Origin of the sequence: Bacillus cereus group sp. BfR-BA-01379 (assembly GCF_022663605.1) — a bacterium.
GTDB classification, from domain to species: domain Bacteria; phylum Bacillota; class Bacilli; order Bacillales; family Bacillaceae_G; genus Bacillus_A; species Bacillus_A mobilis.
Genome location: NZ_JAKUFT010000019.1, coordinates 1 through 19,434, shown reverse-complemented (window position 1 = coordinate 19,434; position 19,434 = coordinate 1). Strand labels below are relative to the sequence as shown.

Sequence of the window (19,434 nt, the reverse complement as noted above, 5' to 3'; positions counted from 1 at the left end):
GTTTTTATCCCTTCTCACTCTGTTGAAAATATTGTAAAATGAATGTGATATGAAAAGAGTGGTTGAGGGGATTAATAGTTTGTAACTTTTGTAAGAAGGGATAAGGGTTATGTTAATTCGTTTTAAAAAAAGTTATGAAAAGATTGCAATGGGGCTTCTTTCATTTATGCCAACGGAAAAAGATGTGAAAACATTACAATTGACTATGAAAGATTATGAAGCAAAGGATGATTGGCAATTGTATTTGTGGAAACAAAACGAAGATTTTGTTGGGATAATGGGGATTGTAAAAAAAGAGAATCAAGTTTTGGAAATTCAGCATTTGAGTGTGAACCCATCTCACCGTCATATGGGTATTGGGACGAAGATGGTACAAGAGTTAAAGAGCAAATTTCTTGAGTTTACAATTTGCGGAAATGAGCAAACAGCAAGTTTTTGCAAAAAGTGTAAAGGGCTTGAACAAAATATACATTCGTGAAAGCAGAGATAAGTAGTTTATTATCTCTGCTTTCTTTTTTGTAATTGCTCGTTTCGTTCAGTAATGACTTCTGTTCGATCACGTAATGTGTGCTTATGTATTATATATTCACTAGAAGAAGCATTCGCGTCTTTCCAAGGGAGGTTTTGTTTCTGACATAATTCGATGCAATGATTTTCTAATGCTGTATCTGATAATGGTAAAAATAACGGTGTGAAGTTTTCTTCTTTCTGTATAGATTGCAATCTATCCTTGAGTAAGAATAGGAGTTGTGTGGCATTTATTCCTAAACGTAGTAAAGGTGCACTGTTTTTTTCTAAAATCGTTATGGCGCTTTTCATCATCTTTTCTGCGCCATTCCAGTTAGAGCGTCTTTGATGGTATAAAGAAACTGCAATTTGAATGAGCCCAACTAAATAATGATCACGATCTCCTCTTGGTTTTTCTTTCCAATATTCTTCCAGTATTTCATGGCATTCAAAATAATCATAATCTCCGTGAAAATGAATTAAAAATTGTATGTATTCGGTAGGATACATGTTCTTCACCCCTGTTTAACGGTTATAAATACAAGTGTATCATAGAAATATGAACAATAAACGACTAGGGAATTTTCCCTAGCCGTTATTGTTCATATTAGCAGAAGCAAGCTGCCCCTACAATAATTAGTAAAATAAACAATACAACAAGTAATGCGAACCCACCGCTAAAACCGCAATCAACGTGACCCATAGTTTTTTGACCTCCTACATTGTTCTTACTACACTGTTATCATATGAAGCGATGGGCATGATGACATAGGCATCGGTCTATTTTTAATTAAATTTCTTAAAAAGGTTGGATAGAACATGAGTATGCTCTATACTTATGTTGTTATAGAAAAAATGTGGTGGGATGCTTTGTGCAGTATAATTTTAAAGTAGAGGCTTTTGAAGGGCCTTTAGATTTATTGTTACATTTAATACATCGTTATGAAATTGACATATATAATATTCCTGTAGCGGAAATTACAGAGCAGTATTTATCTTATGTTCATACGATGAAAGAACTACAATTAGATGTTGCAAGTGAGTATTTAGTAATGGCTGCGACTTTATTACAAATTAAAAGTAAAATGTTGTTGCCGAAACATGAAGAAGATGTACTTGATAACGGTGATGACTTTATAGATGATCCTCGTCAAGAATTGATGGAGAGGTTAATTGAATATAAGAAATATAAGCAAGTTGCTACTGAGCTAAAAGAAAGAGAACTAGAAAGAGCACAGCTATATACACGTCCGCCAATTGATTTTACATCATTGCAACAAGAAGAGGAGACAAACCTGCCTCTTGATGTTACGTTATATGATATGCTAGCGGCATTTCAAAAATTAATGCGCCGTAAAAAAGCAAAGAAACCTGTAACAACACGTATTACTCGTCAAGAAATACCAATTTCACAGCGCATGACTGATATTTTAAAGCAGTTAGAAATACAAGGTGGTCGTCAAAGTTTTTATGATTTGTTTGTTGATGATGAACGGGAAATAATGGTTGTAACATTTTTAGCGGTTCTTGAGCTTATGAAAAATCAACAAATTATAATTGAACAAGAACATAATTTTGATGAAATTTTCGTATCAAGCTCTACTAAATCTGCATAGAGTTAGTATGATAAATGAGATAGAAATAGTTATATCTCATGCTAGGTTTGAATGTATCGTTTGGAACAAGAGAAAAAATATTGAACCGAACGCATGAATTGTGATTCGGTTTTTTGATGTGTATTTTTATGGAGAAAATAGGAGGAAGGAGCTCGTAAAATGGATAGAGCAGAACAGAAATCAATCATTGAAGGGCTTTTATTTGTGTCTGGTGATGAAGGGATTTATCCAGAACAAATAGCGAAAGTCCTTGAAGTTGAAGGAAATGAAGTAATCGATATTTTAGAAGAAATGCAAAAAGAATGTGAAAGTGCACACCGCGGTTTGCAAATTGTACAGTATGCAAAAGTATATCGTTTTGCTACAAAGAAAGAACATGCTTCGTACTATCAAAAATTAATAGATATCCCAACAGCTGCTTCACTCTCTCAGGCTGCTCTAGAAACGTTAGCGATTGTGGCATATCGTCAACCAATTACAAGGACTGAAATGGAAGAGATTAGAGGCGTAAAAACTGATAAGGCGTTACAAACGTTAGTTTCACACTTACTTATAAAAGAAATGGGAAGAGCAGAAGGTCCAGGGCGTCCCATTTTATATGGAACAACGAAAGAATTTTTGGATACATTTGGATTGAAAACATTAGATGATTTACCGGCACTTTCTGAAGAGAATGAACAAATGAATGAAGCAGATTTATTCTTTGGTTCGTTACAGGAGATATCGAAATAAAAGCTTAGCATTTTGCTAAGCTTTTTTTGTATATCAATTTTATACCGTGCCATACTAATTGAAAAAAAGGAGACGAGTTATGAGAAGTATACGAAGTATCTTATTGTTAGTTTCTGTTTTGTTATGCTTTTCTTTAAATAGTACATCGGCTAAAAGATATATGATGTCTATTCATACCGCGTCTCCTTTACATGCGCAGCGGCAACATTTTGGTAAAATGAAAGTGAGTTTTTTAAAAGTTGGCCAAGGTGATGCAACACTTATTACATTGCCAAATGGACAAACGATGTTAATTGACGGGGGACCTTATGAAGCTGGTGAGGTTATCATTCAAAAACTAATCGAAAAAGGGATTAATCATTTAGATGTTATCGTCAGTACGCATCCTGATATGGATCACATTGGAGGATTGATTCCGATTGTAGAGCAAATGCCGGTATCACTTATATTAGATAGTGGAAAAACGTATAGTTCTTTTACGTATCACACATACCGGAATCATATTAAAAAAAGAGGAATTCCTTTCGTTTCAGTAAAAGAGGGACAATACATACCACTAGATCCGCATGTTTCCATACAAGTATTAAACAATGGGAAATCAAAAGATGAAAATAATGAATCTTCAATTGTGTTAAAGATACGATACGGAAAAGCGGATTTTTTACTAATGGGTGACGCTGATGTGCGGACGGAAACTGAAATATTAAAGCAATTTGATGTACATGCAGATGTGTTAAAGGTGGGACATCATGGCTCATATACTTCGACAAGTGAAATATTTCTAAAGAAAGTAGAGCCACAGTTCGCAATTCTTTCATATGGAAGCAGAAATCCGTATGGGCATCCGCACCAAAGTGTAGTGAGACGCTTAAAACAGCGTGGTATAATGATATATGGAACAAATAAACGTACAGTAGAAATGGAAACAGACGGTGAGCATATTACAATAGGAACTAGTGGATTAATGCCACTACTTAAATGAGTAATAGGATACGAGGATATTCTCCCTTTTTGGAAAACTGAATAACATATATTATAATTGTGAGAGATGCAATAATTGTCCTTTTTGTTAAACAAAAAGGAAATTTCATTCGAATGTCTAGACAACTACTCGTGCATATATTAAGATGGAATTAGGCGAATAAGGTAATAATAACAAGTAGGTATTTCATGGGAAAGGATCGATGAAAATGAAAACGCAAGTTGTCATCAATGCCAAAATTTATACAGGTCAAGAAGTAGTGGAAAACGGATTTATTCGTTACGCAGAAACAATTAAAGAAATTGGTTTGATGGCTCAATATGTATCACAAGAAAATGAAGCGGTTTTAGATGCGGCAGGGAAAATTGTGATTCCAGGTATGATTGATGTTCATATTCATGGTGGATACGATATTGATGCGATGGATGCAAATAGCGATGGATTAGTAACTCTAGGTAAAGAAATGTTAAAAGAAGGAGTTACAACTTACTTCCCAACAACAATGACACAAGCTCCAGAAGCAATCGAAGCAGCACTACATGCTGCGAAGGAAGCGAAAGAAAAAGGAGCACATTTCGAATATATTCACTTAGAAGGACCGTATGTTTCAAAAAAACGTGCAGGTGCACAACCACTTGAACATATTGTTCCTGCGAATATTGACCAATTTAAACAATGGCAGGAAGCAAGCGGGAACCTAATTAAATTAGTAACATATGCACCTGAAGAAGAAGGTGCGTTAGAGTTTGAGCAGTATCTTGCTAAAACTGGTGTTGTTGGCACAATGGGACATACAGATGCAATTGATGCACAACTAAAAAATAGAAACATTACACATGCAACGCATTTATACAATCAAATGCGCGGATTACATCACCGTGAACCAGGAGTTGTTGGTCATGTGTTATTAAATCCAGATGTAATGGTTGAAGTAATTACAGATGGTATTCACATTCACCCTGATATGGTGAAATTAGCATATAAATTAAAAGGACCGAAAAAAGTAAGTGTTATTACTGACGCAATGCGTGCAAAAGGTCTTGAAGATGGATTATATGAGCTTGGCGGACAGCCAGTACATGTAAAAGATGGTAGTGCTCGATTAGAAGATGGAACGTTAGCTGGTAGTATTCTAAAAATGGATCAAGCTTTCCGAAATGTAATTGAATTTACAGGTTGTTCAATCGAAGATGCAGTACTAATGACATCAGTTAACCAAGCAGAAGAGTTTGGATTAAATCATAAAGGTGCATTAGCGGTAGAAAAAGATGCAGACTTTGTTGTGATGAATGAAGATTTACATGTATATGATACGGTTCGTTTAGGAATTCATATGAAGGAAGGGAAGTAATTAAATGAATATTCTTGTTGTAAAAACTCCAGAAGAACTAGCAGAAGCAGGTTATAAATTAATTGAAGAAGTTGTAAAAACAAAAGAAAATCCAACATTAGGAATGGCTACAGGAAGCTCTCCATTAGGTATTTATGCAGAAATGCGAAAAAATAAACTTGATACAAGCCGTGTAACCACTGTAAACTTAGATGAGTACGTAAATTTACCACATGAAGATAAAAACAGCTATCACTATTTTATGCAAGAACAGTTGTTTGATCATCTTCCATTTAAACAAACTTATGTACCAAACGGGATGGCAAGTGATTTAGAGGAAGAGTGCAAACGTTACGAGGGCATTCTAGCTGCTAACCCAGTTGACCTACAGATTCTTGGAATCGGTGAAAACGGTCACATCGGATTTAACGAACCAGGAACACTGTTTAATTCTCCAACAAACATTGTTGAATTAACAGAATCTACACGCCAAGCAAACCTTCGCTTCTTCGAAAAAGAAGAAGATGTGCCAACTCATGCGATTACAATGGGAATCGGAAGCATTATGAAAGCGAAACAAATTCTACTTGTTGCTATGGGTTCTAAAAAGGCAGAAGCTGTTAAAGAATTATTGCAAGGTGAATATAGTGAAGCGTGTCCTGCTACAGTTTTACAACGTCATCCGAATGTAACCGTAATCGCTGATCAAGAAGCTCTATCTTTATGCAGTGAGGCGATTGCTGATGAACATCGACAAGTATTCACCATTTCCGATCTATTATCAGATTCAAGAGTGGGTGAAACAGCTAATTGAGGACGGCGAATGGAAGCCGGGAGATAAAATCCCATCTGAGAATGAACTTTGCGATAAGTTCGAAGTGAGTCGTATGACAATCAGACAGGCGATTAATAATTTAGTGGAACAAGGTTATTTATATCGGAAACGTGGAATTGGTACGTTTGTCCAACTTCCGAAAGTGGAACAAAAATTGCAAGGAATGACGGGATTCACAGAAGATATGATTTCTCGTGGGATGAACCCAAGTAGTCAATTACTTAGTTTCCGCCTAGTTCCAGCTACTGCGAAAATCGCAGACCGCTTGAGAATACAGGAGGGAGAGTCGGTTTATGAAGTGAGGCGTATTCGCTTAGCTGATGATGAACCGATTGCTTTTGAGACGACATATTTGTCGCCAGCTCTTGTAAAAGATATTAACGAAGAAATATTGCAACAATCTTTATATGAACATTTAGAGAAGAAACTGGGCTTTAAACTTGTTAGCGCTACTCAATCAATTGAAGCTTCAATTGCAACGGATAATGAAGCGGAACATCTGCATATTCCTAAAAAGGCGCCAGTGCTTGTAATGCGTCAATGGTCATATTCAGAAGGTGAAGTACCGTTAGAGTATGTGAAATGTATTTATCGTGGGGATCGTTATAAGTTTATTACAAACATCGCACGTAACAAATAATATATTTCAGTTCGTGAAGTACAGTTAATGTCAAATTGTTTAACATGTAAAGAAAAAATACGACTCATCCTTACAAGGAGTGAGTCGTATTTTTATTATGAGCAATTACGTGGTTAACAGCATCTTTAACTGTATTTACTACATAGTGAGCGTGTTCTTTTACTGCTTCATCTGCTTGAGACATAGCAAAACTGTGAGGAGTTAAAGAAAACATTGGGATATCATTATAAGAATCCCCTATGCAAGCAACTTCATCTGGTTGTATTTGAAACTCTTTTAATAAAACAGAAATAGCAGCCCCTTTACTAATATTGGGTGGCATTACATCTAAACATTGTTCTGCTGAAATGAATGTACTAACTTTTCCGTGGAATTTTTCATCAATTTTTTTCTGAAGGAGTTGTAAGTTTTCCTTTGTTCCACCGACAGAGATTTTATTTGGAAAAATTGTATCATCAATTTTCTGTAATAGATGAGGTTCTTCAACAGAAGTCATCGTTACTTGTTGTTCGAGCTCATGAATAAACGGTGTCTTCTCTTCAATGTAATAATTATGCTCATCACTTACATAACGAAAATAAGGATCTTCATTTGTCATTGCTAACAGATCAGGTAGAATACTCGAATCGAATGTTGCGGATAATAGTTGCTCGTTTTCATGTGTGTACACGAAAACACCATTTACACTAATGCGATGGAAATTTGTATTTACAGCTTTCATTAAGTCTGCAATTTCATTATCAAGTCGGCCAGAAGCGAAACAAAGAATAACATTTTGCTCAGCAAGACTACGAAGTGCTACAAGATCCTGTTCGTCAATTAATCCTCCGTGTTGCATCATTGTACCATCGATATCACTTACAAACATTTTAATCATGTTGTTATCCCCTTTCTATGTACAGTTGCTCTTACATTATACGCATCATATATAAACATGTCTAAAAAATGAATTTTTATGAAATGGTAGATGTTTTACATTGACGACAAAGAAGAATGTTCTGTAACATAAAAGCAGGCTATTTAAGTACGAGGGTGGTGTTATATGAATAATTATCTAGAAATTAAAAAAGTTTTAAATAATAATGTCATCATTGCTAGCCATCCTGAACACGAGGAAGTAGTAGTGATTGGTAAAGGAATTGGATTTGGGAAAAAAGCGAAAGACGTATTGGAGCAAGAACAAATTGAAAAAATGTTTGTTTTAAAAAATGAACGTGATCGTGAACAATACAAACTGTTAGTGCCGCATATAAGTGAAAAATTAATTGAATTAATGAATGATATTATGTTCTACATTCAAGAAAAAGCAAAATCACCATTGAATGAACATATTCATATCGCTTTAACAGATCATATTTCTTTTGCAATTAAGAGATTAAAACAAGGACTTACAATTGATAATCCTTTTTTAGTTGAAACGAAAATGCTCTACCCAGAGGAATATGAAATTGCTGAAGGTGTTGTAGACCTTTTAAATTCTCGTTTGCAAATTATATTGCCAGAAGGAGAAATTGGGTTCATTGCACTCCATATTTACAGTTCACTTACAAATTCAGATTTATCTTCAGTTAATCAAAACTCCCGTCTTATTGCACAGCTTGTATCTTTAATTGAGACAAACTTACAAATTACATTAGACCAAGAAAGTATCCACTACTTACGCCTTATCCGTCATTTACAATATGCTATTGAACGGGTGAAAAAAGGGGAGAAAGTAGAGGAATCACAAAGCTTTGCTGATTTATTAAAGGCGGAATATCCCGTCTGTTATAATTTAGCTTGGAAGCTAGTTAAAGTCATGCAAAAAGAATTACAACTTCCTGTGTATGAAGCAGAGAGTATATATTTAACGATGCACCTGCAGCGCTTAGTGAAAGCAGAGCATGTGTAAAAAGACATATATTTTTGTCTAAAATGAAAACGTTAAAAAAAATCATTGAATCGCTTACAATAGTTATGTATAATAACTATTGCAAAGTTATACAAATTTCGACAAACACATTAAGGTAAGTAACGAAAACGTTTGCCTTAATTATAGTGAACTTATAAGTAATCCTATTTTTGACACGTGTTACTGATTCGATCAGGCATGAGTGGAGAAAAGTAAGGAATGTAAGCTTGAGAAAGGGATATACTACCCTTTGTATAGCTATCGTTCTATCTTTTTTTCCTCATGTCTTTTTGGCGTTTGTCGGAAGGTATCAATATAGATAAGAGAGGAAGGGTTTCCATGTTTAAGAAGATCTTTGGTGTTCTTCAAAAAGTCGGAAAAGCGTTAATGCTTCCAGTAGCGATTTTACCGGCAGCAGGTATTTTACTTGGATTTGGTAATGCATTTCAAAATCCACAGTTAACAAATGTTATTCCTGCTTTAAAAGCAGATTGGTTCGTAATGGTAGCAAAAATTATGGAACAATCTGGTGATATTATTTTCGCTAACCTTGCATTATTATTCGCAGTTGGGGTAGCGATTGGTTTAGCTGGTGGAGACGGAGTAGCTGGATTAGCAGCATTCGTCGGCTACTTAATTATGAACAAAACGATGAGTGTGTTCTTAGAAGTAGATAAGCTAGTGAAAGTAACAAGTTCTGGAGCAGATCCAGTAAAAATTGGATTTGCTGATCCAGCATATGCAAACGTATTAGGAATTCCAACGCTACAAACGGGAGTATTTGGTGGTATTATCGTCGGTATAGTAGCCGCATATTGCTACAATAAATACTTCAACATTGAATTACCATCATACTTAGGTTTCTTCGCAGGTAAGCGTTTCGTACCGATCGCAACTGCAACATTCTCTTTAGTAGTAGGTATTATCATGTGTTTCGTTTGGCCATACATTCAAGGTGGCTTAAATACGTTCTCACATCAAATGATTGATGCAAATAGAACATTAGCAGCATTCATATTCGGTTTAATTGAACGTTCATTAATTCCATTTGGATTACATCACATTTTCTATTCACCGTTCTGGTTCGAATTCGGTCAGTACACAAATGCAGCTGGCGAATTAATCCGTGGTGACCAAAAAATCTTTATGGCACAGTTAAAAGACGGTGTAGAATTAACAGCAGGTACATTTACAACTGGTAAGTATCCGTTTATGATGTTCGGTCTTCCAGCAGCAGCATTAGCAATGTACCATGAAGCACGTCCAGAAAATAAAAAATTAGCAGCTGGTATTTTAGGTTCTGCTGCATTAACATCTTTCTTAACAGGTATTACAGAACCACTTGAATTTTCATTCTTATTCGTAGCACCAGTACTATTCGGAATTCATGCCGTATTCGCTGGTTTATCATTTATGACAATGCAAATTTTAGGTGTTAAAATTGGTATGACATTCTCTGGTGGTTTAATCGACTTTATGTTATTCGGTGTACTACCAGGCCGTACAGCATGGTGGTGGGTAATTATTGTTGGTCTTGTACTAGCAGTTATTTATTACTTCGGATTCCGCTTTGCAATTCGTAAATGGGATTTAAAAACACCTGGTCGTGAAGTTGCAAATGCGAATGACGGTGCAGGAAAAACTGAAGCGGGTGAACTTCCTCGTGAAGTATTAGTGGCACTTGGTGGTAAAGAAAACATCGCTTCTTTAGACGCTTGTATTACTCGTTTACGTGTGCAAGTTAACGAACAAAAGAATGTAAACAAAGATCGCTTAAAAGAGCTTGGAGCAGCTGGTGTACTTGAAGTAGGAAATAACATTCAAGCTATTTTCGGACCGAAATCTGACACATTAAAATCACAAATTCATGATATTATGTCAGGTCGTACACCTCATGTTGAAAAAGAAGAGGCTGTAAAAGTAGAAGAAGCTCCTCAGCAAGTTGATGAAAACGAAACAATCGTTTCACCAATTGAAGGGAAAATCTTACCGATTACAGAAGTACCTGATCAAGTATTCTCAGGAAAAATGATGGGAGACGGATTTGCAATCGAGCCAACAGAAGGAACAGTAGTTTCTCCAGTTAACGGTGAAATCGTCAACGTATTCCCTACAAAGCATGCGATTGGCATTCAATCTGAAGGCGGAAAAGAAATTTTAATCCACTTCGGTATTGATACTGTAAAGTTAAATGGTGAAGGTTTTGAAGCACTTGTAGCACAAGGCGACAAAGTGAAACAAGGACAACCATTATTAAAGGTAGATCTTGCATTTGTAAAAGAAAATGCACCATCTATCATTACACCAATTGTCTTTACGAATTTACAACAAGGACAACAAGTCGAATTGAAAAAAGATGGAAATGTTAAGAAGGGCGAAAACGCTATTATTGACATTCAGTAGGAATTTGACGCAAAATGTTTATAATTATAATAGGCGATGTGGTTGACCGAACATCGCCTATTATATACAATAGATGATGTAGTACTCACGTCTATACAACTAAAAAATACTGTAATTTAAAGGAGATAAATTATCATGGAAAAAATCTTTAAAGTAACTAGCGACTCAGGAATTCATGCTCGTCCAGCAACTCTACTTGTAAACACTGCAAGCAAATTTGGTTCTGACATTAACTTAGAGTATAACGGAAAAAACGTTAACTTAAAATCAATCATGGGCGTTATGTCTTTAGGCATTCAACAAAACGCAGAAATTAAAATCACTGCAAATGGTGATGATGCAGCTCAAGCACTAGCAGCTATCGAAGAAACTATGAAAAACGAAGGATTAGGAGAATAATGACTCTTAACATTCAAGGGATCGCTGCATCAAGTGGGATTGCTATTGCAAAGGCTTTCAGACTTGAGAATCCTGAATTTAACATTGAAAAGAAATCAATTACAAACGAAGCTGCTGAAATTGCACGCTTAGACGCTGCGCTTGAGAAAGCAAAAACTGAATTAGAAGCTATTAAGGACCACGCTTTTGCTGAGCTGGGTGCTGATAAAGCTGCGATCTTTGAAGCACATTTATTAGTGTTAAATGATCCAGAACTAGTAAACCCAGTAAAAGATAAAGTAAATAGCGAAAAAGTAAATGCTGAATTTGCAATGGACGAAGTTGCATCAATGTTTATTTCTATGTTTGAAAACATGGATAACGAATATATGAAAGAACGTGCTGCGGACATTCGTGACGTAACAAAACGCGTTCTTGCACATTTACTAGGAATTAACTTCTCAAACCCTGGTACAATTTCTGAAGAAGTAATCATCATTGCTGAAGATTTAACACCATCTGATACAGCTCAGTTAAACCGTAAGTATGCAAAAGGTTTTACAACTGATATCGGTGGACGTACATCTCACTCTGCAATTATGGCTCGTTCTATGGAAATTCCAGCTGTTGTTGGTACGAAAGTTGTTATGGAGAAAATCCAAAACGGCGATATCGTAATCATCGACGGTTTAGATGGAGAAGTAATTGTAAATCCATCAGAAGAAACTCTTCGTTCTTTTGAAGAAAAGAAAGCGAAATTTGAAGAGCAAAAAACTGAATGGGCAAAATTAAAAGACCAAGCTACTGTAACAAGTGATGGACATCACGTTGAGCTTGTTGCAAATATCGGAACACCAAATGATGTACAAGGTATTATCGATAATGGCGGAGAAGGCGTTGGTTTATACCGTACAGAATTCTTATACATGGGCCGTGACAATCTTCCAACAGAAGAAGAGCAGTTCGAAGCGTATAAAGCAGTTCTTGAAGGTGTAAAAGAAGGTCAACCTGTTGTTGTTCGTACACTTGATATCGGTGGAGATAAAGAGCTTCCATACTTACATTTACCAAAAGAAATGAACCCATTCTTAGGATACCGTGCAATTCGCTTATGTCTTGATGAGCAAGATGTGTTCCGTACACAACTTCGTGCATTACTTCGTGCTAGCGTATACGGTAACTTAAAAATTATGTTCCCAATGATTGCAACTCTTGATGAGTTCCGTCAAGCGAAAGCAATCTTATTAGAAGAGAAAGCGAAACTTGTAGAAGCGGGTACAACTGTTTCTGATTCTATTGAAGTGGGTATGATGGTTGAAATCCCAGCTTCAGCAGTATTAGCAGATCAATTCGCAAAAGAAGTTGACTTCTTCTCTATCGGAACAAATGATTTAATCCAATACACAATGGCTGCAGACCGTATGAACGAACAAGTAGCTTACTTATACCAACCATATAATCCATCAATTTTACGTCTTGTAAAAATGGTTATCGATGCTGCTCATAAAGAAGGCAAATGGGCTGGTATGTGTGGTGAGATGGCGGGAGATTCACTTGCTATCCCATTATTATTAGGATTAGGTTTAGATGAGTTCAGTATGAGTGCAACATCTATTCTTCCTGCAAGAACACAACTAAGCAAGTTGTCAAAAGCTGAAATGGAAACATTAGCAGAAAAAGCATTAATGATGTCAACTGCTGAAGAAGTTGTTGAACTAGTTAAAAGCATATAATCAATAAAAAAACCTGAGTCGATTTGAAATCGGTCTCAGGTTTTTTCTATGAGAAAAATGAATCTTATTTTTTTACTATAGAGGATAAGGAACAGAATTAGATAGCGATTGCAACGATATCAGTTGGGCATACACGTAAAATACCAGTAAAAGTATTTCGGTTTTGATTGTTCTTATCGTCTTTATTGTTATCTTTGTTATCTTTGTCGTTATTACGAGCTAAAGCAGAGAAAAGAGCAACACCGTTAGCGAAACCTTCAAAAATTACATTGTTGAATGTGCCGTTACCTCTAATGCTTAAAAGAGAAAGCTCTGTTCCAACTGAAATGCTAGCAAGTACGTTACATACAGCTGGTTGTTGTGGTCTAACTACTTCTTTCTCTTTCTCATGATGTCTGCACTCTCTTTCATGATGATGACAGTCTCTAAAGTTATCACAGCATCCAAATGATCCAAACATAATCCTCATCACCCCCTTCACACTTATAATCTATGTAAGTTCGGTAGTGAGTGACTGGACAGAGAGTGGAATTTTTTCTAGGGGATTTTCTCATTTTAAAAGACTAGTTGGGTGTTTATTACGGGATGATGTTTAAAATAGGATAGATATCACAAAAAAATGTAAAGACCACCAAAATGAATGAAATGGGTAGCCTTTACACTTTTTTGCTTTTATATAAAACGATGATATATACAGGAAGAGCTAAGAGTAGTGGTGCAATGGATCTTGCAGTATGTTTTTCTGCTTCTAATTGGAACGCTTCTTCTTTTGGGAATTGTAACACTGATATGTTTGCAGCATCGCCAATAAAATATAACAGCAGTACAGTCACTATGTAACTTAAAAGTGCGATAAAGCTTCCGTATGAACTCAATGAAAATCCCTCTCTTGTTATCTATTTGTTATCATTGTATCATAATTGTAACAAAAACACACGGTTATATTTCGTCGTTTTAACAATTTTCGACACGAAACGCCATTTATATTTATGAGAATAGCATAAAATTTACTATTTTTTTATGTATAGATGTCGAATCATACATTGAAATATTACGGATGTGTGACAGACAAAAAAGAAACGAAGGTAATGAAATTACCTTCGTTTCTTTTTGTCCCGTATTAACAGACAGTGAGCCCCTAATATTCATTAAAGGTTCACTTTATTATTTTGCCCATTCACTCACTTGCTCTACGCTCATTCGTGGTGCAGGGTGGCCTTTTAAAGTTGATTCACCAATTGTAATAAGCATAATTGGTACATAGCGAGATGAAACATTGAATTCTTCTGTAAGTGCTTGTGGGTTGAAACCACCAATAGCACAAGTATCCCAACCAGTTGCTTTAGCTGCAAGCATAAGTTGCATTGCTGCTAAAGATGCATTTGAAAAGGCTGCATCTCTTGGGAATTGCTCACGAGCATATGCAGACTCAATATTTTTAGCTAAGCGCTCTTTTGCTTCTTCTTTCATAAATCCTTGTTCTACAATTGGACCATAAACTGGTTCAACGTTTTTATAAGCTTCTAAATCACCTAAAATAGCGACTACAGCAGAAGCATCAAGAATTTGTTGCTGGTTATAAGCAATTGGATGTAATCGTTTCTGTACATCTTCACCTTGGAACACAAGGAATTTCCAGTGCTGCAAGTTCCAAGCAGAAGGTGCTTGAGCAGCGCCCTTTAAAATTTCGTGTAACTCTGTAGATGAAATTTCTTTCTCAGGGTTGAATGCACGTGTAGATGTGCGTTCATATAGAACATTAAAAAAGTTATCGTTTGTCATTATATATCCTCCAAATTACATATCAAATTATGAAAAAATACATGTAATATATTCTACTTACATTTTGTAAGTTATCGAATTTAAGAATATAATATCTTTATTTTAATTGTCAAGTTTTAAAGTGGAAGTTAGGGCATTCATACAAACGATACAATTCCGATAATCATACACTAAAAAAGGAATTTATAGAGTGAAAAAGAAAAGAGAACATTCTCAATTAGCTTGTTAACATGTATCCCTCACTCATTAAAATTTTTAGAGAGCAGCCTTTTATAAAATGTTTGTGAGGAATTCAGTAGAACAAGATATATGAAGTGAGTGAAGACTAGTGATGAACATACTACATTTTTTATTAGAGAATACGGTTTTCCAAAATGTATTACAAGATCTTCAGTTAAATGTCCTTTATATAGAAAATGGATGCACACATCAACAAACGATAGAAAATATCCATCCAAAATGTATGTTTATAGCAAATAGTTTTGAAGAAGGAGAATTGTTGTTTCAGAGGACTAAACCACATATTGTAATTATGTATGTAACAGATTTTTCTCAAATAAAATATATAAAGAATATGTATAATCCACAGAGTACTTTTATTGTCATTTGGGATCAACAAATAACCAGTGAGTTTACAGAGGTGCTTACGTTAGGAATACGTAATATTGTGATAGCCCCTGTGACTCCACAAATGGTGTTAGAGGAAGTGAATAAAAGTTTGTATCAGCTTTCTTTAGTGCGACAAGTAAGTTTGCAACAAGAACTACTTCAAACGATGTTTGATTTTCGAGATGATCTATTATTCATAGTGGAAGACGATGAGATTGTTGATTGTAATACAAATTTTTTAGAGTTTTTCGGATATGAAAATTTGTTTGCCTATCGTGAGCAACATTTAGTATTTGCTGAACATTTTATTAGAGAAAATGGATACTATTCAACAACCCATGATATAACATGGTTAGATGATACTTTATCATATGATAGAAGAATTAAGATGACCAACTATGAAGGAGAAGTGTCAACTTTTTTATTGCGTGCGACACCACTGCCAGAAGATTTATCAAGATTTATTGTGAAGTGCACAGAGATTACAGAATTAGATGAAATCTATCAAGAACAAGAAAGGCTTGCGATGATAGATTCGTTAACAGAGATTTATAATCGTTTGAAGTTCCAACAAATACTAGAGGTAGAATGGGATAATGCAATGCGTAACGATGAAAAAATAGCGCTCATTTTATTTGATATAGATAATTTTAAAACAGTAAATGACACGTATGGTCATGATTTTGGTGATTTAGCGTTAATTCAGCTTGCAGAGCTTATGAAATCTAAAGTGGAGCAGCAACATGTGTTTGCAAGGTGGGGAGGAGAAGAATTTATTATATTAGTAACGAATACAGTAGAAAAAGAGGCATTTCAGGTTGCGGAATCATTACGATTTTTCATTGAAACAAAGCAATTCTCAGGAATTTCGAAATTAACAGCCAGTTTTGGAGTTGCATTATATGAACAAGGGATAACAAGAGAAGAATTAATGCAACGAGCAGATATTGCATTATATGAAGCGAAAAAAAATGGAAAAAATCAAGTATGTGTATATAGAAAAGAAAAAAAATAATTTTTCGCAACAAATTGTTGCGATTTTTTTTTATTGTTTGATAATAGAATGTGGGGGGGATTTTGAACGAAGGAATTATGGAGGAACAATATGATAAAAAAATTAATGACGATGGCTTTGCTGTCTGCTGTAGTTGGTGGTGGAGTATACTATTTTCTCTATAATCCCAATATAAAGGAAAGCACTGTATTGACAACTAAGGTGAATCCTACTATTGAATCAGAAGTACAAGAGAATATAGAAGAAAAAGAAGAACAACAAATTGATTATGCTAGTATATCTCAAAAGTTAGATCAATATTTAGTAGGAAAGCAATTTAATGGAACAGTTTTAGTGACAGATAAAGAGCATGTTATATTGAATAAAGGATATGGGTATGCTGATGTTCAAAATAAGATAGAAAATACGCCTCAAACCAAATATCGTATCGGTTCTATTACGAAAACAGTCGTAGCTACATCTATTTTACAGCTGCAGGAACAAGGGAAGTTAAATATTCAAGACAATGTAAATAAATATATTCCCTCTTTTCCGGTAGATAAAAATATCACCTTATATCATTTGTTAACACACACATCAGGTTTACCAGAAAGCGGAAAAGGGAAAGTGAATGCCGCTTCTCGTATAAACTTAGTAAATTGGATTGGAAGTCAAAAATTAGAATTTCCACCAGGCGCAGGTTGGAGATATACAGATTATAATTATATGGTGCTTGCCTATATTATAGAAAGCATATCGAAAAAACCTTTAGGAGATTACATAAAAGAAAATATATTTACTAAAGCAGAAATGCATGAATCTGGTATGGGAAATATGGCTCAGGGAGATCAGCATTTTACTAAAGGATATGTAAAGAAAGAGAATGTACTTGAACCTGCACAAAAATTGTTAATGGATTGGTTATACGGATGCGGTGAGATGTATACGACAGTTGGCGATATGAAGAAATTAGACGAAGCGATTATAAATGGGAAACTTCTTTCTGAACAAAGTATACAAGCGATGTTTTCACCTTCAACAGAACGAAAATATGCATTTAGTTTTTACATATATCCGGATTATTTTCATAATCATGGTGTACTATCTGGTTGGAACACTTTCAATAATTTTAATAAAGAAAAAGGCACTTTTGTTATTTTATTTTCAAATGTGAAAAATAGTATAGATGATGATTTTAATAATGAGTTTCGAAAGATGGTAAGTGATTTATTAGAACAAAGGGGATGAGAAAATGGAACGTAAAAATGTATCAATAGGTTTCATCGGTATTGGTGTAATGGGAAAAAGTATGGTGCGTCATTTAATGCAAGACGGTTATAAAGTATATGTATATAATAGAACAAAAGCGAAGACAGACTCTTTAGTGCAAGATGGTGCAAATTGGTGTGATACACCGAAAGAGTTAGTAAAGCAAGTTGATGTTGTAATGACTATGGTTGGATATCCACATGATGTAGAAGAAGTATACTTTGGGATAGAAGGAATTTTGGAGAATGCAAATGAAGGCACGATAGCAATTGATTTCACGACATCTACACCAACATTGGCAAAACGTATTAATGAAACTGGTAAAAGTAAGAATGTATATACGTTAGATGCACCTGTATCTGGAGGAGACGTTGGTGCGAAAGAAGCAAGACTTGCAATTATGGTCGGTGGCGAGAAAGAAATATATGAAAAATGTTTACCTTTATTTGAAAAGCTAGGAACAAATATTCAGTTGCAAGGGCCAGCTGGAAGTGGACAACATACAAAAATGTGCAATCAAATTGCGATTGCTTCAAATATGATTGGAGTATGTGAAGCTGTTGCTTATGCGAAAAAAGCTGGACTAGATCCAGATAAGGTATTAGAAAGTATTTCAACGGGAGCAGCAGGTAGCTGGTCATTGAGTAATTTAGCTCCTCGAATGTTAAAGGGAGATTTTGAACCAGGATTTTATGTAAAGCATTTTATGAAAGATATGAAGATTGCTTTAGATGAGGCTGAAAAATTGCACTTACCAGTACCGGGTTTAAGTTTGGCGAAGGAATTGTATGAAGAGTTAATAAAGGATGGGGAAGAGAATAGCGGAACACAGGTGTTATACAAAAAGTACATAAGGGGGTAAATGAGATGGATCTTCAAAAATTTGATGAGATGATTGATACTGTACAACGAGCAACTTGTATACAAATTAATGAAAAACAAAAAGAAGCTTTTAAACAAAAATATGATTTTGAGCCGAAATTCGAATATGGAAGAGATGAAAAGGGGCATTATGTTATTCGATCTTCAAAAAAGATGTTAGAAGAAATGGAATTTTATTTGGCATTGAAATATGATCGAGATGGAGTTGACCTATATATGCAAGCTGAGATTGACGGTATATGTCACGTATCTGTTAGCTATAGTGAAGACGTCTTGCACCTACAAGAATTGTTTCAATTTCTAGAAGAAAATAAATAAAAGTCCTCATTTGAGGGCTTTTATTTATTTAGGTATATTTATTTTTTACAATTATAAGTTAGAAGCTTGGCGGCATCGTTCAATTGGGAATGGAATAACTTGTGCGATATGATTAGGAGCGAATTGTTTTGCACGAGCATGGCGTACTATATAAAATGCACACAGAATTGAAACAGGAATAGCACCGAATAAGCCAAAAAGTAAAGCGCTTACACAAGATGCGACAAAACCTAAAACACCAACTTCCAACTCTTCCATAATAGCTCCTAGAATAACAGGAAGTGCTCCACACGTAACCCCTAGTATAAGTGCGATAAGTAAACTCATGATTATCCCCCTCTGTTTGCGATATTCTTTTCCTTATTAGTTAATTGTAGTATATCATATACAAAACAGAATTTTCAGATAAAATTCAAAAAAAGTTCAATAAATGTTCAAAAAATGTTAAAAAATTTGCTGAAAAAATAGAAGGAGAGATTGTTTTTGAATAGAAGGACTCATATGTTTGAGAAAATAAAAAATCAGGCTTATTT

General features: G+C 35.0%; 22 protein-coding genes. 15 read left to right on the top strand and 7 right to left on the bottom strand.

All coding sequences use genetic code 11. The annotated features are described in order from the left end of the window. Nucleotides 1-109 precede the first annotated feature (109 nt). Entirely contained in the window at nucleotides 110-478 is a 369-nt protein-coding gene (ribT, locus tag MR113_RS09755; RefSeq protein WP_000908397.1) for a GNAT family N-acetyltransferase RibT, read from the top strand. A 20-nt stretch (nucleotides 479-498) separates the two neighbouring features. On the opposite strand, the gene MR113_RS09750 is transcribed toward ribT, so the two are convergent. Beyond that, a complete protein-coding gene (locus tag MR113_RS09750) occupies nucleotides 499-1,017 on the bottom strand; it encodes a DUF309 domain-containing protein (protein ID WP_242253860.1) in 519 nt (172 codons plus the stop codon). Nucleotides 1,018-1,114: 97 nt separating this feature from the next. Further along, complete coding sequence (locus MR113_RS09745) at nucleotides 1,115-1,210, bottom strand: YjcZ family sporulation protein (RefSeq protein WP_000510194.1); 96 nt, start codon at nucleotides 1,208-1,210, stop codon at nucleotides 1,115-1,117. A 169-nt stretch (nucleotides 1,211-1,379) separates the two neighbouring features. On the opposite strand from MR113_RS09745, the gene scpA reads away from it, so the two are divergent. The 6 genes from scpA to phnF all read left to right on the top strand — a co-directional run bounded on the left by scpA (nucleotide 1,380) and on the right by phnF (nucleotide 6,642). Further along, entirely contained in the window at nucleotides 1,380-2,123 is a 744-nt protein-coding gene (scpA, locus tag MR113_RS09740) for a segregation/condensation protein A (protein ID WP_061679113.1), read from the top strand. Between the two features lie 159 nt (nucleotides 2,124-2,282). Next, nucleotides 2,283-2,855: a segregation/condensation protein ScpB gene (gene scpB / locus MR113_RS09735; protein WP_242253859.1), complete on the top strand. Its 573-nt coding sequence runs from the start codon at nucleotides 2,283-2,285 to the stop codon at nucleotides 2,853-2,855. A 79-nt stretch (nucleotides 2,856-2,934) separates the two neighbouring features. Next, the gene (locus MR113_RS09730; RefSeq protein WP_242253858.1) at nucleotides 2,935-3,837 is read left to right on the top strand and encodes a ComEC/Rec2 family competence protein; all 903 of its coding nucleotides are present in this window, start codon (nucleotides 2,935-2,937) and stop codon (nucleotides 3,835-3,837) included. A gap of 208 nt (nucleotides 3,838-4,045) precedes the next feature. Then, nucleotides 4,046-5,188, top strand: coding sequence for an N-acetylglucosamine-6-phosphate deacetylase (nagA, locus tag MR113_RS09725; RefSeq protein WP_242253930.1), 1,143 nt, complete (start codon nucleotides 4,046-4,048; stop codon nucleotides 5,186-5,188). A 4-nt stretch (nucleotides 5,189-5,192) separates the two neighbouring features. Next, nucleotides 5,193-5,981 carry a glucosamine-6-phosphate deaminase gene (gene nagB, locus MR113_RS09720; RefSeq protein ID WP_001024205.1) on the top strand — a complete coding sequence of 263 codons (789 nt, stop codon included), beginning with the start codon at nucleotides 5,193-5,195 and terminating at the stop codon, nucleotides 5,979-5,981. After that, nucleotides 5,911-6,642, top strand: coding sequence for a phosphonate metabolism transcriptional regulator PhnF (gene phnF, locus MR113_RS09715; protein WP_002194085.1), 732 nt, complete (start codon nucleotides 5,911-5,913; stop codon nucleotides 6,640-6,642). Before nagB ends, phnF begins: the two co-directional genes overlap by 71 nt. 70 nt (nucleotides 6,643-6,712) lie before the next feature. Here the strand turns inward: phnF and MR113_RS09710 are convergent, their stop codons facing one another. Then, on the bottom strand, nucleotides 6,713-7,519 hold the full coding sequence (locus tag MR113_RS09710; RefSeq protein ID WP_242253857.1) for an HAD family hydrolase: 807 nt from the start codon (nucleotides 7,517-7,519) through the stop codon (nucleotides 6,713-6,715). A gap of 165 nt (nucleotides 7,520-7,684) precedes the next feature. Here MR113_RS09710 and glcT point away from each other — a divergent pair, with 165 nt between their 5' ends. The 4 genes from glcT (at nucleotide 7,685) to ptsP (ending at nucleotide 13,047) form a co-directional block, all read left to right on the top strand. Beyond that, nucleotides 7,685-8,533, top strand: coding sequence for a glucose PTS transporter transcription antiterminator GlcT (glcT, locus tag MR113_RS09705; protein WP_242253856.1), 849 nt, complete (start codon nucleotides 7,685-7,687; stop codon nucleotides 8,531-8,533). Nucleotides 8,534-8,872: 339 nt separating this feature from the next. After that, entirely contained in the window at nucleotides 8,873-10,936 is a 2,064-nt protein-coding gene (ptsG, locus tag MR113_RS09700; protein WP_242253855.1) for a PTS glucose transporter subunit IIABC, read from the top strand. Between the two features lie 135 nt (nucleotides 10,937-11,071). After that, nucleotides 11,072-11,335, top strand: coding sequence for a phosphocarrier protein HPr (gene ptsH, locus MR113_RS09695; protein WP_000411080.1), 264 nt, complete (start codon nucleotides 11,072-11,074; stop codon nucleotides 11,333-11,335). After that, entirely contained in the window at nucleotides 11,335-13,047 is a 1,713-nt protein-coding gene (ptsP, locus tag MR113_RS09690; RefSeq protein WP_000174214.1) for a phosphoenolpyruvate--protein phosphotransferase, read from the top strand. The genes ptsH and ptsP overlap by 1 nt, the downstream gene beginning before the upstream one ends. A 97-nt stretch (nucleotides 13,048-13,144) precedes the next feature. Here ptsP and MR113_RS09685 read toward each other — a convergent pair whose 3' ends face one another. The 3 genes from MR113_RS09685 to MR113_RS09675 all read right to left on the bottom strand — a co-directional run bounded on the left by MR113_RS09685 (nucleotide 13,145) and on the right by MR113_RS09675 (nucleotide 14,829). Then, nucleotides 13,145-13,507 carry a DUF3915 family protein gene (locus tag MR113_RS09685; RefSeq protein ID WP_242253853.1) on the bottom strand — a complete coding sequence of 121 codons (363 nt, stop codon included), beginning with the start codon at nucleotides 13,505-13,507 and terminating at the stop codon, nucleotides 13,145-13,147. A gap of 196 nt (nucleotides 13,508-13,703) precedes the next feature. Further along, nucleotides 13,704-13,922, bottom strand: a complete 219-nt coding sequence (locus MR113_RS09680) for a hypothetical protein (RefSeq protein ID WP_000100490.1) — start codon at nucleotides 13,920-13,922, stop codon at nucleotides 13,704-13,706. Nucleotides 13,923-14,211: 289 nt separating this feature from the next. Then, nucleotides 14,212-14,829, bottom strand: a complete 618-nt coding sequence (locus MR113_RS09675) for a nitroreductase family protein (RefSeq protein ID WP_000180385.1) — start codon at nucleotides 14,827-14,829, stop codon at nucleotides 14,212-14,214. 331 nt (nucleotides 14,830-15,160) lie between these two features. Between MR113_RS09675 and MR113_RS09670 the strand changes: the two genes are divergently transcribed. From MR113_RS09670 to MR113_RS09655, 4 genes are all read left to right on the top strand, one after another. Beyond that, nucleotides 15,161-16,453: a GGDEF domain-containing protein gene (locus MR113_RS09670; protein WP_242253851.1), complete on the top strand. Its 1,293-nt coding sequence runs from the start codon at nucleotides 15,161-15,163 to the stop codon at nucleotides 16,451-16,453. A 90-nt stretch (nucleotides 16,454-16,543) separates the two neighbouring features. After that, nucleotides 16,544-17,680 (top strand): serine hydrolase, encoded by a 1,137-nt coding sequence (locus MR113_RS09665; RefSeq protein ID WP_242253849.1) that lies wholly within the window; start codon nucleotides 16,544-16,546, stop codon nucleotides 17,678-17,680. A 4-nt stretch (nucleotides 17,681-17,684) separates the two neighbouring features. Beyond that, nucleotides 17,685-18,563 (top strand): NAD(P)-dependent oxidoreductase, encoded by an 879-nt coding sequence (locus MR113_RS09660; RefSeq protein ID WP_242253848.1) that lies wholly within the window; start codon nucleotides 17,685-17,687, stop codon nucleotides 18,561-18,563. A 5-nt stretch (nucleotides 18,564-18,568) separates the two neighbouring features. Further along, a complete protein-coding gene (locus tag MR113_RS09655) occupies nucleotides 18,569-18,901 on the top strand; it encodes a DUF3909 family protein (RefSeq protein ID WP_097816943.1) in 333 nt (110 codons plus the stop codon). A 51-nt stretch (nucleotides 18,902-18,952) separates the two neighbouring features. On the opposite strand, the gene MR113_RS09650 is transcribed toward MR113_RS09655, so the two are convergent. Continuing rightward, the gene (locus tag MR113_RS09650; protein ID WP_242253846.1) at nucleotides 18,953-19,228 is read right to left on the bottom strand and encodes a hypothetical protein; all 276 of its coding nucleotides are present in this window, start codon (nucleotides 19,226-19,228) and stop codon (nucleotides 18,953-18,955) included. Nucleotides 19,229-19,434: the final 206 nt, after the last annotated feature.